This is a genomic window from Cytobacillus sp. (assembly GCF_032154635.1).
Lineage (GTDB): Bacteria > Bacillota > Bacilli > Bacillales > Cytobacillaceae > Cytobacillus.
In genome coordinates this window covers 62,823-79,293 of sequence record NZ_JALDXW010000017.1, presented here as the reverse complement: position 1 = coordinate 79,293, position 16,471 = coordinate 62,823, and the positions used below count along the sequence as shown (strand labels likewise).

The 16,471-nt window shown below is 38.1% G+C and carries 15 protein-coding genes and 1 riboswitch; of the genes, 8 read left to right on the top strand and 7 right to left on the bottom strand.

Annotated elements, in window-relative coordinates; translation table 11 throughout:
• The first annotated feature begins 11 nt into the window (after window positions 1-11).
• The 5 genes from RUH74_RS13595 to narI all read left to right on the top strand — a co-directional run bounded on the left by RUH74_RS13595 (window position 12) and on the right by narI (window position 6,840).
• Window positions 12-308, top strand: coding sequence for a hypothetical protein (locus RUH74_RS13595; protein WP_313800848.1), 297 nt, complete (start codon window positions 12-14; stop codon window positions 306-308).
• Window positions 289-3,972, top strand: coding sequence for a nitrate reductase subunit alpha (locus tag RUH74_RS13590; RefSeq protein WP_313800847.1), 3,684 nt, complete (start codon window positions 289-291; stop codon window positions 3,970-3,972). Before RUH74_RS13595 ends, RUH74_RS13590 begins: the two co-directional genes overlap by 20 nt.
• Window positions 3,962-5,464 carry a nitrate reductase subunit beta gene (gene narH, locus RUH74_RS13585; RefSeq protein WP_313800846.1) on the top strand — a complete coding sequence of 501 codons (1,503 nt, stop codon included), beginning with the start codon at window positions 3,962-3,964 and terminating at the stop codon, window positions 5,462-5,464. The genes RUH74_RS13590 and narH overlap by 11 nt, the downstream gene beginning before the upstream one ends.
• A complete protein-coding gene (gene narJ / locus RUH74_RS13580) occupies window positions 5,461-6,063 on the top strand; it encodes a nitrate reductase molybdenum cofactor assembly chaperone (protein ID WP_313800845.1) in 603 nt (200 codons plus the stop codon). The genes narH and narJ overlap by 4 nt, the downstream gene beginning before the upstream one ends.
• An 84-nt stretch (window positions 6,064-6,147) precedes the next feature.
• On the top strand, window positions 6,148-6,840 hold the full coding sequence (narI, locus tag RUH74_RS13575) for a respiratory nitrate reductase subunit gamma (protein ID WP_313800844.1): 693 nt from the start codon (window positions 6,148-6,150) through the stop codon (window positions 6,838-6,840).
• Between the two features lie 166 nt (window positions 6,841-7,006).
• Here narI and RUH74_RS13570 read toward each other — a convergent pair whose 3' ends face one another.
• The 3 genes from RUH74_RS13570 to RUH74_RS13560 all read right to left on the bottom strand — a co-directional run bounded on the left by RUH74_RS13570 (window position 7,007) and on the right by RUH74_RS13560 (window position 9,669).
• Complete coding sequence (locus tag RUH74_RS13570) at window positions 7,007-8,500, bottom strand: nitrate/nitrite transporter (protein WP_313800843.1); 1,494 nt, start codon at window positions 8,498-8,500, stop codon at window positions 7,007-7,009.
• Window positions 8,501-8,632: 132 nt separating this feature from the next.
• Window positions 8,633-9,061: a cell wall hydrolase gene (locus RUH74_RS13565; protein ID WP_313800842.1), complete on the bottom strand. Its 429-nt coding sequence runs from the start codon at window positions 9,059-9,061 to the stop codon at window positions 8,633-8,635.
• A gap of 161 nt (window positions 9,062-9,222) precedes the next feature.
• A complete protein-coding gene (locus RUH74_RS13560; RefSeq protein WP_313800841.1) occupies window positions 9,223-9,669 on the bottom strand; it encodes an OsmC family protein in 447 nt (148 codons plus the stop codon).
• A 154-nt stretch (window positions 9,670-9,823) separates the two neighbouring features.
• Between RUH74_RS13560 and RUH74_RS13555 the strand changes: the two genes are divergently transcribed.
• Window positions 9,824-10,579, top strand: coding sequence for an exodeoxyribonuclease III (locus tag RUH74_RS13555; RefSeq protein WP_313800840.1), 756 nt, complete (start codon window positions 9,824-9,826; stop codon window positions 10,577-10,579).
• Between the two features lie 60 nt (window positions 10,580-10,639).
• Here the strand turns inward: RUH74_RS13555 and RUH74_RS13550 are convergent, their stop codons facing one another.
• The 3 genes from RUH74_RS13550 to RUH74_RS13540 are packed head-to-tail and all read right to left on the bottom strand — an operon-like array spanning window position 10,640 to window position 12,586.
• Entirely contained in the window at window positions 10,640-11,350 is a 711-nt protein-coding gene (locus RUH74_RS13550) for a hypothetical protein (protein ID WP_313800839.1), read from the bottom strand.
• The gene (locus RUH74_RS13545) at window positions 11,347-12,225 is read right to left on the bottom strand and encodes an ATP-binding cassette domain-containing protein (protein WP_313800838.1); all 879 of its coding nucleotides are present in this window, start codon (window positions 12,223-12,225) and stop codon (window positions 11,347-11,349) included. The genes RUH74_RS13550 and RUH74_RS13545 overlap by 4 nt, the downstream gene beginning before the upstream one ends.
• On the bottom strand, window positions 12,218-12,586 hold the full coding sequence (locus tag RUH74_RS13540; RefSeq protein WP_313800837.1) for a GntR family transcriptional regulator: 369 nt from the start codon (window positions 12,584-12,586) through the stop codon (window positions 12,218-12,220). Before RUH74_RS13540 ends, RUH74_RS13545 begins: the two co-directional genes overlap by 8 nt.
• A gap of 216 nt (window positions 12,587-12,802) precedes the next feature.
• Window positions 12,803-12,903, top strand: a riboswitch (purine riboswitch).
• A 91-nt stretch (window positions 12,904-12,994) separates the two neighbouring features.
• Here RUH74_RS13540 and RUH74_RS13535 point away from each other — a divergent pair.
• Window positions 12,995-14,188 (top strand): MFS transporter, encoded by a 1,194-nt coding sequence (locus RUH74_RS13535; RefSeq protein WP_313800836.1) that lies wholly within the window; start codon window positions 12,995-12,997, stop codon window positions 14,186-14,188.
• Window positions 14,189-14,315: 127 nt separating this feature from the next.
• On the opposite strand, the gene RUH74_RS13530 is transcribed toward RUH74_RS13535, so the two are convergent.
• Window positions 14,316-14,990: a hypothetical protein gene (locus tag RUH74_RS13530; RefSeq protein ID WP_313800835.1), complete on the bottom strand. Its 675-nt coding sequence runs from the start codon at window positions 14,988-14,990 to the stop codon at window positions 14,316-14,318.
• Window positions 14,991-15,354: 364 nt separating this feature from the next.
• On the opposite strand from RUH74_RS13530, the gene RUH74_RS13525 reads away from it, so the two are divergent.
• Complete coding sequence (locus RUH74_RS13525) at window positions 15,355-15,873, top strand: GNAT family N-acetyltransferase (RefSeq protein ID WP_313800834.1); 519 nt, start codon at window positions 15,355-15,357, stop codon at window positions 15,871-15,873.
• Window positions 15,874-16,471 lie beyond the last annotated feature (598 nt).

Below are 16,471 nucleotides of genomic sequence, written 5' to 3'. Positions count from 1 at the left end.
GGGCTGGTAGCGTGTTTTCATTCGAAACAGATGCATTACTTGTAAGTGATCGAGAAGACCTAATAGCAGTATTACGTATGAGATTCGGAACCCTATCTGGCGAAATCATAGAGAAAATATACGAAATAAATGAATATAGCACTTTGCAACGATTGATTCTTGCCGCAGCTAATGCTGCGAATTGGGCAGTTTTTGAAGAGGAATTACTAGCTAGTAAAGACTCATTTCACATTCTTGAAGAAGAATTTAATCCGCTAAGAGATCACTTAAAAGGAGGAGAAGGCATAGATGGAGCAAAGACAAAATAAGCTCATACAGGCACTCAGGCATTTGAAGCGCGGAGAACGAATTAATGATGGCTGGACGGAAGAAAGCCCTCGTCCTCGTAACTCAGAAGATCTCTATAGAAGGCGCTGGCAGTACGATAAAATTGTCCGCTCCACACATGGAGTTAACTGCACAGGCTCATGCAGCTGGAGAATACATGTCAAGGATGGAATTATTGCATACGAAACTCAGCAAACAGACTACCCTTCCACTGGTGAAAACTTCCCAGATTATGAACCCAGAGGATGTCCTAGGGGAGCAAGCTTTTCTTGGTATACGTATAGTCCGACTAGAGTGAAGCATCCATATGTCCGTGGGGATCTTTATGAATTGTGGAAAGCGGAGTTGAAAACAGCGGATAATCCTGTCAAGGCATGGGAGAATATTGTTACAAATCCTGACAAGCGAAACAAATATGTTAAGGCGCGAGGAAAAGGCGGCTTTGTTAGAGGGAGCTGGAAGGAGCTCTGTCAATTAATTGCTGCGTCTACCATTTATACGATCAAAAAATATGGGCCAGACCGGATTGTGGGATTTAGTCCGATTCCAGCGATGTCGATGATTAGTTATTCGGGTGGGACAAGATTCCTATCTTTAATTGGCGGGACTATACTCAGTTTCTATGATTGGTATGCTGATTTGCCGCCTGCGTCTCCACAAGTATGGGGAGATCAAACGGATGTTCCGGAAAGCGGAGATTGGTATAATGCAAAATATTTTATTATTTGGGGGACTAATATCCCGCAAACGAGAACGCCTGATGCCCATTTTATGGTGGAATCCCGCTACAATGGGACGAAAGTTGTTGGAGTAAGCCCAGACTATGCTGAATATGATAAATTCGCCGATATCTGGCTGCCAGCAAAGCCTGGTACGGATGGGGCACTTGCCATGGCGATGACTCATGTTATTTTAAAAGAATTTTATGTTGATAAAGAAACACCGTATTTTCTTGATTATGCAAAGCAATATACGGATCTTCCTTTCCTCGTGATTTTAGATAAGAAGAATGGGGAGTTTCGATCAGACCGTTTCTTAAGAGCCTCTGATATTAAAACAAATCAGGAGCTTGGTGAATGGAAAACAGTTGTTTGGGATGAAAAGACGAATCAAATGGTTATTCCTACAGGAAGTCAAGGCTTCCGCTGGGATAACAGTGATAAGTGGAATCTTGATTTGAAAAGTGAGGACGGTCGGGAAATCAATCCGAAGCTTAGCTTTATTAAGGGTTCGGATAAGGTTGTCTTGGTTGATTTTCCTTATTTTGCAGAAAAAGAAGGCGGAAAGGTTAGCCGCGGAGTACCAGTGAAGGTGATTGCAGATCAATCAGGCAATGAGCTTACTGTTACAACTGTTTATGACTTAATGATGGCACATACGGGTGTGAATCGTGGGCTAGAAGGTGATTATCCGTTAGATTATAACGATCCAAACAAACCGTATTCACCTGGTTGGCAAGAAAGCATTACAGGTGTCAAGAAGGAACATGTCATTCAAGTTGCAAGAGAATTTGCTGCAAATGCAGAGCAGACAAATGGAAAATCAATGATTGCCATGGGTGGCGGTACGAATCACTGGTATCATAGTGACCAGATTTATCGCTCTATTCTAAATTTGATTTTATTAACAGGTTCACAAGGTGTGAATGGCGGCGGGTGGGCCCATTATGTTGGGCAAGAAAAGGTGCGGCCAATCGAAGGGTTTTCCCAAATTGCGTTTGCCAATGATTGGGTAAAGTCACCAAGATTTATGAATGGGACGTCATTTTTCTATTTTGCAACTGAACAGTTTAGGTATGAATATATGGCAGACGGGGAGAAGAATGAGTGGAACAGCAAATACAGCAAAATGCATCCAGCCGATTTCAATGCGATGTCTGCAAGGTTAGGCTGGCTCCCGAGTTTTCCGCAGTGGACACAGAATTCACTTGATGTAATGAAGGAAGCACGGGAAAAATATAAAGAAGATGAGCAAGCGATTATTCAAGATGTTGCAAAACAGATTTCAGATGGGAAAATTAATTATGCAATTGAGAATCCAAATGACCCGCGGAATTTCCCTCATATTTTCTTTAACTGGCGTTCAAACCTGCTAGGTGATAGCGGGAAAGGGCATGAATACTTTGTTAAGCATTTAATTGGTTCAGATGATTCCGTTCTTACAGATACCGAAAATTCTTGGCGGCCAGAAAAGATAAATATTGATGAAAAACCACCTGAAGGAAAAACCGATTTATTTATAGCCATGGATTTTCGGATGACAAGCTCAGGACTGTTTTCCGATATTATTTTGCCAGCAGCAACTTGGTACGAGAAATTCGATATTAGTACAACAGACCTCCATCCGTTTGTTCATCCATTTAATGCTGCAATTTCACCGCCTTGGGAAACAAAAAGCGATTGGGATGCTTTTAGAGAAATTGCCAAGGAATTTACTGAACTTGCTAAAGAGCATCTCCCTGCACAGGAAGATTTAGTGATGTCTCCATTAGCCCATGATACGGTTAATGAAGTGGCACAGCCGATGGGGAAAGTGAAAGATTGGCGAAATGGGGAAGTAGAAGCGATCCCTGGTAAAACGATGTCAAACTTGAATATCGTCAAACGAGATTATCCGAATGTATACAATATGTGGACAACAGTCGGTCCAAATATACGCAATGGCTATGGGACAAAAGGTGTAAAGGTGAATGGAGAGAAGGCATATCAGGAGTTGCTTAGTCGTCTTGGTGTGTCAAAGCGTGAAGGTGTTGGCAAAGGGCATCCGGATCTCTATTCTGATAAACAAGCCATTAACGCTATTCTCCTTATGTCAGGTGCAACAAATGGGAAAAGAGCAATTGAAGGCTGGAAGTCTATGGAAGAAAAAACAGGGAAAAAGCTCGGTCATATTTCTGAAGCGCGTGAAGAGGAAGATTATACATTAGATGCTTTAAGTGTTCAGCCGCGGCAGACGATTTCAACTCCGGTTTGGAGCGGGTTAGAAAATGATAATCGGCGCTATTCTCCGTTTACAGTGAACAAAGAATACAATATCCCTTGGCATACACTTACAGGACGGCAAAGCTTTTACCTTGATCATGAAGTAATGCTTGATTATGGTGAAGGGCTCCCATTATATTTGCCTCCTGTGAATTTGTCGCCATTTTTAAAAGGGGAAAAAGAAGTGGAAAACAAAGGTAAATCATTAACACTCCGTTATATGACCCCACACCAGAAATGGGGCATTCATACGATGTTTACCGATACAAATCAAATGGTCCAGCTATTCCGTGGATGGCAAGTCGTATGGCTTAATGAAAAGGACGCTACTTCCGCAGGGATTAAAGACAATGATTGGATTGAGGTTTATAACAGAAATGGAGTCGTTGCTGCTAGGGCAATCCTAACTTACCGTCTTCCGCGAGGTGTGGCCTATATGTATCATGCGCAGGATCGAACGATGGGGGTTCCTGGAAACTCCATTAACAAAAAACGCGGAGGCACCCATAATAGTGTGACACGAATTAATCCAAAGGCGACACATATGATAGGCGGATATTCACAGCTAAGTTATGGATTCAACTATTATGGACCAACAGGCAGCAATAGAGACACAATGACCGTAATCCGTCCATTGAAGGAGGTCGATTGGCTTGAGAATTAAAGCTCAAGTAGCGATGGTGATGCACCTGGATAAATGTATTGGCTGTCATACTTGTTCAGTGACATGCAAAAATACGTGGACAAACCGACCTGGTATGGAATATGTCTGGTATAACAATGTGGAAACTCGCCCAGGCCCAGGCTACCCGAAGGAATGGGAAAATACAGATCGCTATAAAGGCGGCTGGACGTTAAGAAATGGGAAATTGCATTTGCGCGCAGGTGGACCAGTATCGAAGCTCGCAAATATATTCTACAATCCTAATATGGCAACGATTGATGATTTCTACGAACCATGGACATATGACTTTGAGCATCTTCATAAAGCTCCTAAAAAAGAAAACTTACCGGTGGCGCGTCCTAAGTCGATGATTACTGGTAAATATATTGATAAGCCAGAGTGGGGATCAAACTGGGATGATGACCTAGCTGGCGGTAGTGAAATTGTTCCAATGGATCCAAATGTGCAAAAGCTCCAAGAGCACATTACAATGGAGTATGAGAAAACATTCATGATGTATTTGCCGCGAATATGCGAGCATTGCTTGAACCCATCCTGTGTTGCCTCTTGCCCATCGGGAGCACTATATAAAAGAGATGAAGACGGGATTGTCCTTGTTGACCAAGAAGCCTGCCGGGGCTGGCGCTTCTGTATGAACGGCTGTCCATATCATAAGGTGTACTACAATTGGAATACACATAAAGCGGAGAAATGTAATTTCTGTTACCCACGAACGGAAGCTGGGCTTCCTACGGTATGTTCCGAAACATGTGTCGGGCGGATTCGTTATATAGGTGTTGTTCTATATGATGCAGATCGTGTAAAAGAAGCGGCATCTGTTGAAAATCCTCAGGATTTATACGAAGCACAGCTGTCTGTCTTCCTCGATCCAAATGATCCAGAAGTAATTGAAAAAGCACGTGAAGCTGGAATAAATGAGAGCTGGATCAAAAGTGCGCAGGATTCACCAATTTATAAAATGGCAATGAAGTGGAAAATTGCATTGCCGCTCCATCCTGAATACCGTACACTGCCAATGGTTTGGTATGTTCCTCCGCTAAGTCCAATTATGAATCATATTACAAATGAGCAGGATTTAAGTATGGATGGCTATATTCCTGCAGTAGATGACATGAGGATTCCAATGGAATATTTAGCTTCGTTATTATCGGCTGATGATACAAGTGTCATCCGCAGGGTTCTGCTAAAGATGGCTGCGATGCGCGTTCATATGCGAGCAAAAACAGTCGGAGGCATGGATGAAATGAAAACCAGCAAACTGCTTCAGGAGGCTGGGACAACAATGGAAGAATTAGAAGATATGGCACGGCTTTTAGGAGTATCTAAATACAATGAGCGGTTTGTCATTCCGACAGGAAGACGTGAGATGGATGATAACTTACATTATCGTCAAGGTGCTTGCAGTATTGAAGGGTTAGCGCCGGCTGAAGGCATGGTTACGTATCCGTATGAAAGAAGTGATCTTGGATGAAAGATGAAATAGCAGAACTGCTCGTTGTAACTGCTCGCTTTTTGGATTATCCTGATCAAACGTTTTATAGGGAATGTTCAAACCTGGATGCCTACTTAAGAAAATCCATCACATCTGAAGAGTTACAATCAGAAATGTCTCAGAGATTAATACCACTTTTTTCAGTAAAATTAAAGGATTTACAAGAACTTTATGTAGAAACCTTTGATTATAAAGAAAAAACAGGCTTGTATTTAACTGCCCAAGAATTAGGTGATAGCCGAAGGCGCGGGGACGCATTAATTCGCTTGCAGAAATTAATTGCAGATATGGGATTTGAAAAGGTAGGAATCGAATTAACGGACTATATTCCCATGCTAATGGAGCTGCTTGCTGTAGCTCCCGAAAATGAGGAAATTCATCATCTAAAACGGAGACTTGCCTATGCAATCCATCGGATTTTTACCCATATTTCAAAGAACAATCCTTATTATCAAATTTTTGATGCATTAATGACTCATATTTTTGAAGTGCCGAGTTCTGAAGAAATTTCCCGATTAGTTAACGAACGTGAGGAAGCTGACTTAGATGAACTGCCTTACCCAATGATTTATCGTTAAGGCTGGGTTTTCATTTTAAAAAGAACGGTTTATCTAAGTATAAAGATTTAATTATATAAATGAAACCTACTAAGGAGGACAGAGATGGGATTTTTTTGGTGGGGGATTTTTCCTTATATTGTCGGTACCATATTAGCCGTTGCTTCTGTTTATCGCTTTGTTTTTCGCGGGACGAGCTGGCATGCACCTTCTACAGAGATTTTTGAGAAAAAGTGGTTAAGAATAGGTTCATTACTTTTTCATTGGGGAATTCTCTTTGCTTTTATTGGACATGTAATGGGCGTGTTAATACCAATTGAATTTTACGAGTCAATAGGTGTAACTGATCATTTATACCATATTGGAGCAATTGCAGGTGGAGGTATTGCCGGCCTTATGGTTGTCATTGGCTTGATTGTTCTGCTCATCCGTAAGTTTGCCAATCCAAGAGTAAAGGTTCATGCTTCCTTTGCTGATTATTTCACAGTTATCTGGCTGATTGTTGTTGCTGGTTTGGGAACGTATATGACACTTGTTTATAATACGACGGTTGTAGCGTATGAATATCGGGTGACGATAGGGCCATGGTTTCGTAGCTTATTCACACTTCAGCCCGAGTATGAACTGATGACTGCGGTTCCATTATTGTTCCAATTACATGTGTTATCGTCGTTCATCTTATTTGCAGCCATTCCTTTTACACAGCTGATCCATATGTTTAGTTTTCCCGGCCGTTATGTCACTCGTGCACCACAGCAATATCGTGCTCGTGACGGATATAAAAACAGCCGCCCATAAAAAATCACTTTCCATTTTGGAAAGTGATTTTTTTGCAATTTAAAAGGTTTTAGAACGGCTATTAAGTTTTTATTGGGTATTAGTTAGGAGTTATCTAGCAACAAAATAAATTCAATTGGCAATTCTCACCATTTATTTTGCAGTATCTCAGATTTTTCAAGAAGGCTCATTGTTTCGTAATATCACTAAACATAGCTACATGCTTTTTGGGATGGCCAGAATCGTCCTTAAGTGTACTGATCGTCAGCCATTCAAGATAGATTTCACCATTTTTTCGTTTGTTCCATATTTCTCCTTGCCAATATCCATATTTATCAATTTCTTTCCACATATTTTTGTAAAATTCCTTATCATGCTTACCAGAATGCAAGATATTTGGTGTTTTCCCTACTGTTTCATCCAATGTAAAGCCAGTCATTTTTGAAAAAGCTGGATTAACCTGCTGAATCACACCATTTAAATCAGTGACCATAATTCCTTGACCGGTGCTTTCCACAATTTGATTAGCAAGAGTCAATTTGTCTTGGTAATAAAGCCATACAACGAGAATTGTGCTTGCCAATGCAAATTCAGACAGGGCCATGAACCCAATGGCATAATGCCCAGTCCAATTGTGCAAAATGGTTAGAATGATTGGAGGGAAGAAGCCTCCTAGTCCCCCCATTGCAGATACGATCCCATTGACAATACCAGCTTGCTTTGAAAAATAGAGCGGGACAAGCTTGAAAATAACGCCATTTCCTATACCAGCACAAATAGCTACTGCCAAGCAGCCAACCGTGTATATGGGAAGAGAAGGTGTAAAGGATAATAAAAATCCTGAAAATGTAAGGCCTGAAAAGACAACAACTAATATTAAAAACGAATTAAACTTGTCCCCTAGCCATCCTCCAATAGGACGGAGAATAGTTGCAAGTGCGATAAAACCAGCTGTTCGGAAGCCTGCATCCACTTTCTCTAATTCAAAATGGTTAACTAGGAAGTTAGGAAGGTAAATGGTAAATGCAACAAATGATCCAAATGTAATGAAATAAAATAGACTAAGCAGCCAAAGCTTTGGATTTTTATATACACTTTTAAATTGCTGCAAAAAAATAGCATGAACTTTTTTCTCTTTGCGGTCGCCAAGTGTAAAGTTTAATAGTGCTACTAAAATTAATAAGATGATATAAAATTGAATCGTTAATCTCCAGCCAAATGAGTCCGCAAGTACAGGTGCTAAAAAAGATGTGAGTGCTGTCCCAATATTGCCCGCCCCATAAATACCATTAATGAAGCCGTGCTTTTCCTTTGGATAATATTTAGGAAGAGATGTAACCCCCACGGAAAAGACGGCTCCTCCAATCCCTAAGAGTAAACCGCCAAGAATCAACATGAAAAATGAATTTGCTAAGCTAATAATAATGATGGGCAAAATAAGAATGATAAAGCTAATCGTAAAGATTATTCTTGCGCCATATCTGTTCGTCCAGAATCCAATAGATATTCGCAGGAGTGATCCTAGAATAACAGGTGTTGCTGTTACTAAGGTCATTTGATTGGCTGTGAGTGTAATATCTGCAGAAATGTAGGGCATTAAAGAAGAGAGGATGACCCAGACCATAAAGCCAAGAACAAGGCTGGATGTTTGTAAGGTTAACTGGAAATTTCCGTTCTGCATGATAAGCTCCTTTCTATTCAATCCTATAAGTAGTTTGCGTTTATGTACGCTTTTCATACTTTTAACCGTTTACCCATACAATACACATAAAATAAAAAAAGCTTACCCCGTTTAACGGAATAAGCAAAGATTTTAAAACGTATTATAGACATTTTCACATTCTGTTGCAGTTGGTTCGTAAAAGCAGTGCAATTTATATCTGTCTACAAACGGTTGATTGTACCAAGTAGGTGGACAATCTCCTGGGGGACGGAAATACCAAAGTGAAAATTTTGCTGGCCATTGCCTTTCACCTTTTACAGCTCTTCTTGCTAGACGTTTTTCACTTTCCCTAGCCCGCTGATAAAAGTAGCCCTTCGTTGTTGCTTCAAACGCATGGGGTTGAAAAACCATTTGCGGGATTGTTCGTAAGCCTTTAAAATCTGAACAATTTGCCCGTATTCGATTAATGCCAACGTTTCCAACAAGCATCATGCCTTTTACGCCTTCACCCTCTGCTTCCGCTCGAAGCAATCTAGCCAACAAATCTATGTCAGCTTCCTTATGTGCGACTACTGCCATATAATCACCACCAATGATGTTATACAGTTAGCATATTGCTGAGGATTTAAAATGATGTTTGTCTTATTGAATTTGATAATAATATACCTTTAAATGGCAATTGGCCGGATTATCAGAAAAAGCTGAATGAGTGAGGAAACTGACTTGTATTTTGCTGATAATTAGTTCTTTTCAATGGAAACCTTTAATTCAATCTCTACATTTCCTTTGATGGCACGTGAGATCATACAAGATGTTTCGGCCTTTTTTGCAAGTTTCAGTGCAAGTTCAACATCCACATCAGTTGCATTTGCCTTAAGAACAATAACAGGATTATGAATAATTTTTTTGTATGTAATAACCCCTTTAGTCACATCGACAATTCCGACGGATTCCATTGTTAAATCGGCTTTCTCCAGCTTGCTCCGCTCCATCATTGCAGCTAAAGTAATGATGTAACAGGTCGCAGCAGCGCCAAGCAGCATTTCATCAGGATTGGTTCCTATTCCTGGTCCGTCCATTTCGGGTGGGATGGATACTTTCGTTTTTAATTGTCCTGATTCAATAGTACCAACATCATTGCGCAATCCTGGCCAATGGGCTTTTAAATGAAATTGATGTTCTGCCATTTGAATTCCTCCTTTACCATTAACTATAAACGAAGTTCAAAAAAAATACTCATAAAGAATTTCTGTATTTATGCAGATTTCAATCGTATGCATGAAAGTAAAATCCGTGTTAATCTAGAATTTTAATAGAATATTTATAAGGAGTATTTCAACAATGAAATTGGTTTCTTGGAATGTCAATGGCCTTAGAGCCTGTGTGAAAAAAGGCTTTTTAAATTACTTTAAAGAAGTAGATGCAGATATTTTCTGTATTCAAGAGTCAAAGCTGCAGGAGGGTCAGATTGAACTGGAATTAGAGGGCTATTATCAATTTTGGAATTATGCATTAAAAAAAGGATATTCAGGAACTGCTGTTTTTTCGAAAAAGAAGCCACTATCTGTCAAATATGGAGTAGGGGATAAGGAAACTGAGGATGAAGGCAGAATTATTACGCTAGAGTTTGAAGACTTTTATCTCGTTAATGTATATACACCCAATTCACAGAGGGATTTAGCGCGACTTTCATATCGATTAGAGTGGGAAGAGGAGCTGCGTGCATACCTGAATGAGCTTGATCAATTTAAGCCAGTTATCTATTGTGGAGATTTAAATGTAGCACATAACGAAATTGATTTGAAAAATGCAAAATCAAATCATGGGAATTCTGGATTTACAGCAGAAGAACGGGGGAAAATGACAACCCTATTGGAATCCGGTTTTGTTGATTCATTCAGATATGTATATCCGGATGCTGAAGGTGCTTATACTTGGTGGTCCTATATGATGAAGGTGAGAGAACGGAATATTGGCTGGCGGATTGATTATTTTATAGTTTCTGACCGATTAAAACAATCGATTAAAGCGGCACAAATTCATAGTGAAGTCATGGGCAGTGACCATTGTCCGGTTTTCTTGGAAATGGATATTTAGGCATATTATTATATACAAAAAGAAAAGACATCGTAGGGTGTCTTTTCTTTTAAGTTGAATTTATAGGCTTAAATTGAGTTTTGTACATCTTTCAAGAGGACCGTTTCTCATTATGAAATAGGATAGGACAATCAGAAGACAAGAGATGCCAGCTAGAATATGAACAAAAGCAAGATGCTTGCTAATCATGAATTGGATAAATGGGTTAATTTCTCCAAAAGCGATATAGGAAATTGCAAGGATGAGAAGAAATGTTGCAGCGATCATTGTTCGTACTGTTCCAAAGTAATACCAGAAACTGCAAACGAATAATCCGAAACCAAAAAGAACGATACCCCATAATAAATCGATCCAAGGATAGAGAAGGGGACTAGCTCCTTTTACTAAATCGCCCATATGAATTAATTTAGCGGATATAATCTCCTTATTCGTTAAATAGTCAGTAAGTAAATAGAATGCATTTAAGATTAATGTGGTCATTATTAGAAATATTCCAATGTTTGTAATTGTACTAAGTAAAAACTGTTTTCTTGTACCGCCTAAAGAAAGCGTATATTTATATGCTTTAGTGTATGCTAAGAAAGGATAGTACAAAAACAAGCTATAATAAGGTCCAAAGCTTGCGCCAACAGTAAATGTATCGTGTGATGACAATATTTTCCCTATAATTAAATAGACAAGCGATAAGACAACGGTTACACCAGTCAAAATATAAAATTGAATTCGTAAATCTTCGAAAATGACACGAAACGGTCCTTTAAATGTATTCATTTACGTTCTGCCTCCTTATTTCTCTTTGTGATATTTACTAGATAATCCTGTAGAGGTGCTTTCTCAATATTGATATTCAATTGGGCAGCCCTTGAGATCCATTCACCATTGAACGGTTCATCTAACATGATACTCATCTGATTGCCTAATTTGCGCTGATCTAGAATTCTGCTTCGAGCAGTCAGTGATTCGATTGAAGATGCATCACCAGTTAATATGATTCCCAGCATCTTCATCTTTTCTGTCTCATCATATTGGGTAATCGTTTGCTTATCGACAATAGCAATTTTTTCACAAATCGGTTCAATTTCATCAATATGGTGGGAGGATAAAATAAATAAACGTGGATGTTCTTCATACGAATCAAGCAGGGCATCGTAAAAAACCTTTCTCATATATGCATCGAGGCCATTTGTTGGTTCGTCCATAATCGTAATGGGGGATTTACATGCTAATCCAATCACCATCGTTGTCATTGTTTGCATCCCTTTTGAAAAACTTTTTATTCGTTTTCTTCTTGGCAGTTCGAACAATTCTACAAGCTCATCTGCTAATTTTTGATCCCAGTTCTCATTGAAATAGGAAGCAAATCGAAGCGCATCGTTCACATTCCAAAACTCAGAAAATGGGTGGTTCTCTTGTAGATAGCTAATATATTTCATTCCTTCACTGTTATTATAAGGAGAAAGATTATTCACGAGTATTTGGCCAGTAGTAGGTTTTTCTTGTCCGGAAAGCAATTTCATTAACGTTGTTTTACCTGCACCATTTCTCCCCCATAAGCCGACAATGATAGGTTCTTCCTCTAGAAAATTGACATTTGTTAGTGCAGGTGTATGTCCATATGAAAATGATAAGCCCTTTATATTAATCATTAGAATCCCCCTTAATAAAATGAATAATCTCCTCTTCTGTTAAATGAATCCGCTTTGCTTCATCTAACAAAGGCTGAACATACTGCTTATAAAAATCCTGTTTGCGTTTTGCAAGCAACTTCTTTTTGGCACCTTCTGCAACAAACATTCCAACACCCCTTTGCTTAAATACAAGGCCAGCATCCACAAGGATTGCTAAACCTTTTTGTGCTGTTGCTCGATTGATTTGATAGAACTTTGAAAGCTCAGTAGTTGAAACAACTTGATCGCCTTCCTTTAACTGTCCATCAACGATATCATCAGCAATCATATCAGCAATTTGCTGAAAAATTGGTTTCGTATCATCAAAAATAGATTTCACATTTCTCTCCTTCTTTTCAGATATTGTTGGCTAGTTGATTACTTGTGTAATCAACTATAACATGGTTGGTGTTTATTGGTAAACCTTTTTTGTAAAAATGGGCAACAAAAAAATTTTCTGGCATTATGTCTGATTTAAATACGTATATGGGACAATAGCTGTAAAAATTTTATACTTGAAATATTTCGTTAGGAGTAGTAATATGTACAAAGTGATCATAATTAAATAAATATTACCTGTATAACCTCAAGAATATGGCTTGAGGGTCTCTACCAGGAACCTTAAAAATCCTGATTACAGAAAATGATTCAATCATTTTTTGTAATCAGGATTTTTTTATTTTCTAAATAAAAGAGACCTTCTTGCCTATTTCTTTTAGATTCTATAAGAAAGGATGAGAAACAGATTATGAATTTGAAAGTTTTGATTTTAGCTCTATCCACTGTTGCAGTTGGGTTGGTTGAATTAGTCGTTGGCGGGATTTTGCCGACGATCGCTGCTGATTTTAACATTTCATTAAGCGCCGCGGGACAGCTGATTACCGTGTTTGCACTAATATATGCGATTGCCGGTCCTATTTTGCTAGTTTTAACGAGTAAAGTAGAGCGTAAGAAATTATATTTAACTTCTTTATTTATCTTCTTCCTAGGCAATGTAATGACATATTTCAGTCCTAGTTTTACCTTTATGATGATTGCAAGGGTGCTGACTGCAACAAGTACTGCACTTATCGTCGTGCTTTCCTTAACAATTGCAGCAAAAATTGTTGCTCCTGCCCACCAAGCAAAGGCTTTGGGTCTCATTTATATGGGGATTAGTTCATCACTTGTTCTAGGTGTGCCACTGGGCATCTTGATTTCTAATTTATTTGGATGGCGCGTTATATTCCTTGGAATCGCTGTGTTATCAATTGGTTCTATGGTGCTTATTTCACTATTTCTGCAGCGTATTCCTGGAGAAAAATCAATTCCGCTATCCCAACAAATTAAAGCAGTTGCTAGTGCGAAATTAGGCAGTGCTCATCTTGCTACCATGTTTATGCTAGCAGGTCATTATACACTTTATGCTTATTTCACTCCATTTTTAGAAACAAATCTTCACCTGAATTCCAACTGGATTAGTATTTGCTATTTAGTATTTGGAATCGCAGCAGTTAGTGGCGGTGCATTTGGTGGTACACTTTCGGATTCGATAGGTCCTCGTAAAAGTATTATTATCGTTATTAGTGCTTTTGCAATCGTCTTATCCTTATTGCCATTAACCACTTTCTCCATTGTTTTATTCATACCAGTGATGATGATATGGGCAGCATTAAGCTGGAGTCTCGCACCGCCTCAACAAAGCTATTTGATTCAAACAGATCCGGAAACTTCAGATATTCAGCAAAGCTTTAATAATTCAGCATTGCAAATTGGGATATCACTAGGATCAGCAATTGGTGGAATCGTATTAAATCAAACTGGCACTGTGTCAAGTACTGCTTGGTTTGGAAGTGGCATTGTCATTATTGCACTACTATGTGCTGTCTTTTCTTTAACAAGACCGTCTATAGCAAAGGAAAACAAAACTTCAGCTTCTACTTTCCAAAGCAGAGGAGCATAGTTGCTGTATTGAAAAGATAATAAAAACAGACTTGATTCTTTTACAGTAGAATCAAGTCTGTTTTGCATGGTGAAGAATGTTCTCACAAAATGAATGCTCGTTCAATTTAGCAAGGGAGTATAATTCTTTAATCTGCTGTACTATTTAACCCCCTTACCCATTCTCTATCATTCCAAATATCGGGGTTGTCAATCGTTAGATTTATTCCACGCTCCATAAAGTCATAACTATCCTTTGTACCAGTGTACCAATCAACAATGACTAACTTGCCGTTTACATTACGTACGAGAAATTCAGTGACTTCACCATAACTACCTACAGTCTTATTAATTTGAACAGGTAATTTTATATAGAGAAAACCTCCATCTAAATCATCCGTATACTCCATTTCCCAAGCACCAATATCAATATCCTTCACCAGATTATTAGTTAGATTGTTCTTTAAATGCACCTCATATTGGGATTGAATTTTCTTTTGTGTATACTTCTTAAGGTTAATGTTATCAATAAATGTATCCAATTCAATTTCCGAGCCGTTCCAGATTGCTTTATAATAGTCAGTTAGTGCCCTCATGCACATTTCATAAGCCGTATCAAAATCAATAACAGATCGTTCATCTTTATTTTTAGAAACATATTTGGGGGGATTTTGTAATACATTTCGTTCCATGCTGTGCATGATTTCTGTGTTTGTATCACTTTCTGTTGGGTTATCTCCCGAAACTTCCGTGTGAATACTAGTCATATCTTTTACACAGGAACTCAGAGTAAATAAGACTACTAACAAATAAACATATTTCATTGTCTTCCCTCCAATTACTATATAAATAGATGTTGAAGTCACGATACTATTAAGCCTATATTGACAAGATTTATCGCTGATTTTCTGATTGTTACCATTAAAGTTAGACGAATTAAACTCTCTTAACGTTTCAAGTTTCGCTGTGCTTTAAAAGGGCATTAAATGATATGCAGGAAGTGAGAAGCATTTAAATGAGAAAATTTGTTGAAATATTATGAAAGAAATGTATATCAATTGTATGTAAAAGTATGAAAAGACATAGAAGAAAACTACTTTCTTTAATGCCTGAAAAGGGAATCTGCTGGAAATGGAGAAATATTAAGAGATGAGCAAATGGTAAATATCAAGAATGGGAGTTAAAAATATGAATGTAAAAGTTGAAAAATTATCTATAAAAGATGCTAAGGATTTATTTCAATTTGAATGTGAAAACAAATCATTTTTTGAAAAATCAGTCCCGCCAAGAGGGAATGATTACTACGATTATAATAAGTTTTTAATACTATTAGATTCGCTATTAGAAGAACAAAACAAAAGAGAGTGTTTATTTTATTTAATCAAGAATGAGAAAGGAGATATTCTTGGTAGGATGAATATAGTAGACATTGATCCCGCAAATGGTCATGGTTCCCTCGGATACAGAGTAGGTTATTCATATACGGGTAAAGGGGTTGCGACTCAGGCATTAAAACGGCTAAAAGAGATGATTATTCAAGAGAATACGATAAATTTATTATCTGCAAAAACTACTGTTGATAATATTGGTTCACAAAAAGTTTTAGAAAAGAATGGCTTTAAGATTGATAACCATTATAAAGGCATTAAAGAAAAAATGAATGATCGATATTATGAGTTTATTTATTATAATTATTTCTTTAAATAGAGGGTATTGATACCTGTCAAAGATCCTAAATTATCATCAAAATGGTAGGAAGAAAAACTTAGGTTCTTGAGGAAGAGGCTTCCGTGAAGAAGATTTCAGCAGAGTGTAAGACGGTAATATGTCTTGTGCGAACAATAGCCATCATTCTTATGTGATTTTTTAAACTATAAGGTAGGGATTTGTAATGAAATATCTTAAATTTTTCGTTATTCAAACAGCCAGTATATTGTTACTCTTTTTTCTTACTTTTATTTAACAATATCATTGCTCATCGTTCTGATATTATCTTTTATTCTAGGGATATGGTTGTGGGAAAAAAGGGAGAAATGGGTGAATTCAGCTTTAGGTTTTTACAGCATTACAAGCATTGGGAGGGAACAAATTCCAAGTTCTGCATTTGATTGGGCAATTAGGGATCTTTAATTTATTTTTTGGCGGTACGTTATTCGGATGGATCCGCCTGTCTTTATTTCGGTTACGAAAGGATGGGCTGGGTTAATGGGACAGTTCCGCTCAATTATTTATTATTATCAGTGGAAACTTTTCTTTCCATTGTTAAGTTATTTATTATTGCTATTTTCCTTTTATTTAGTTTCAC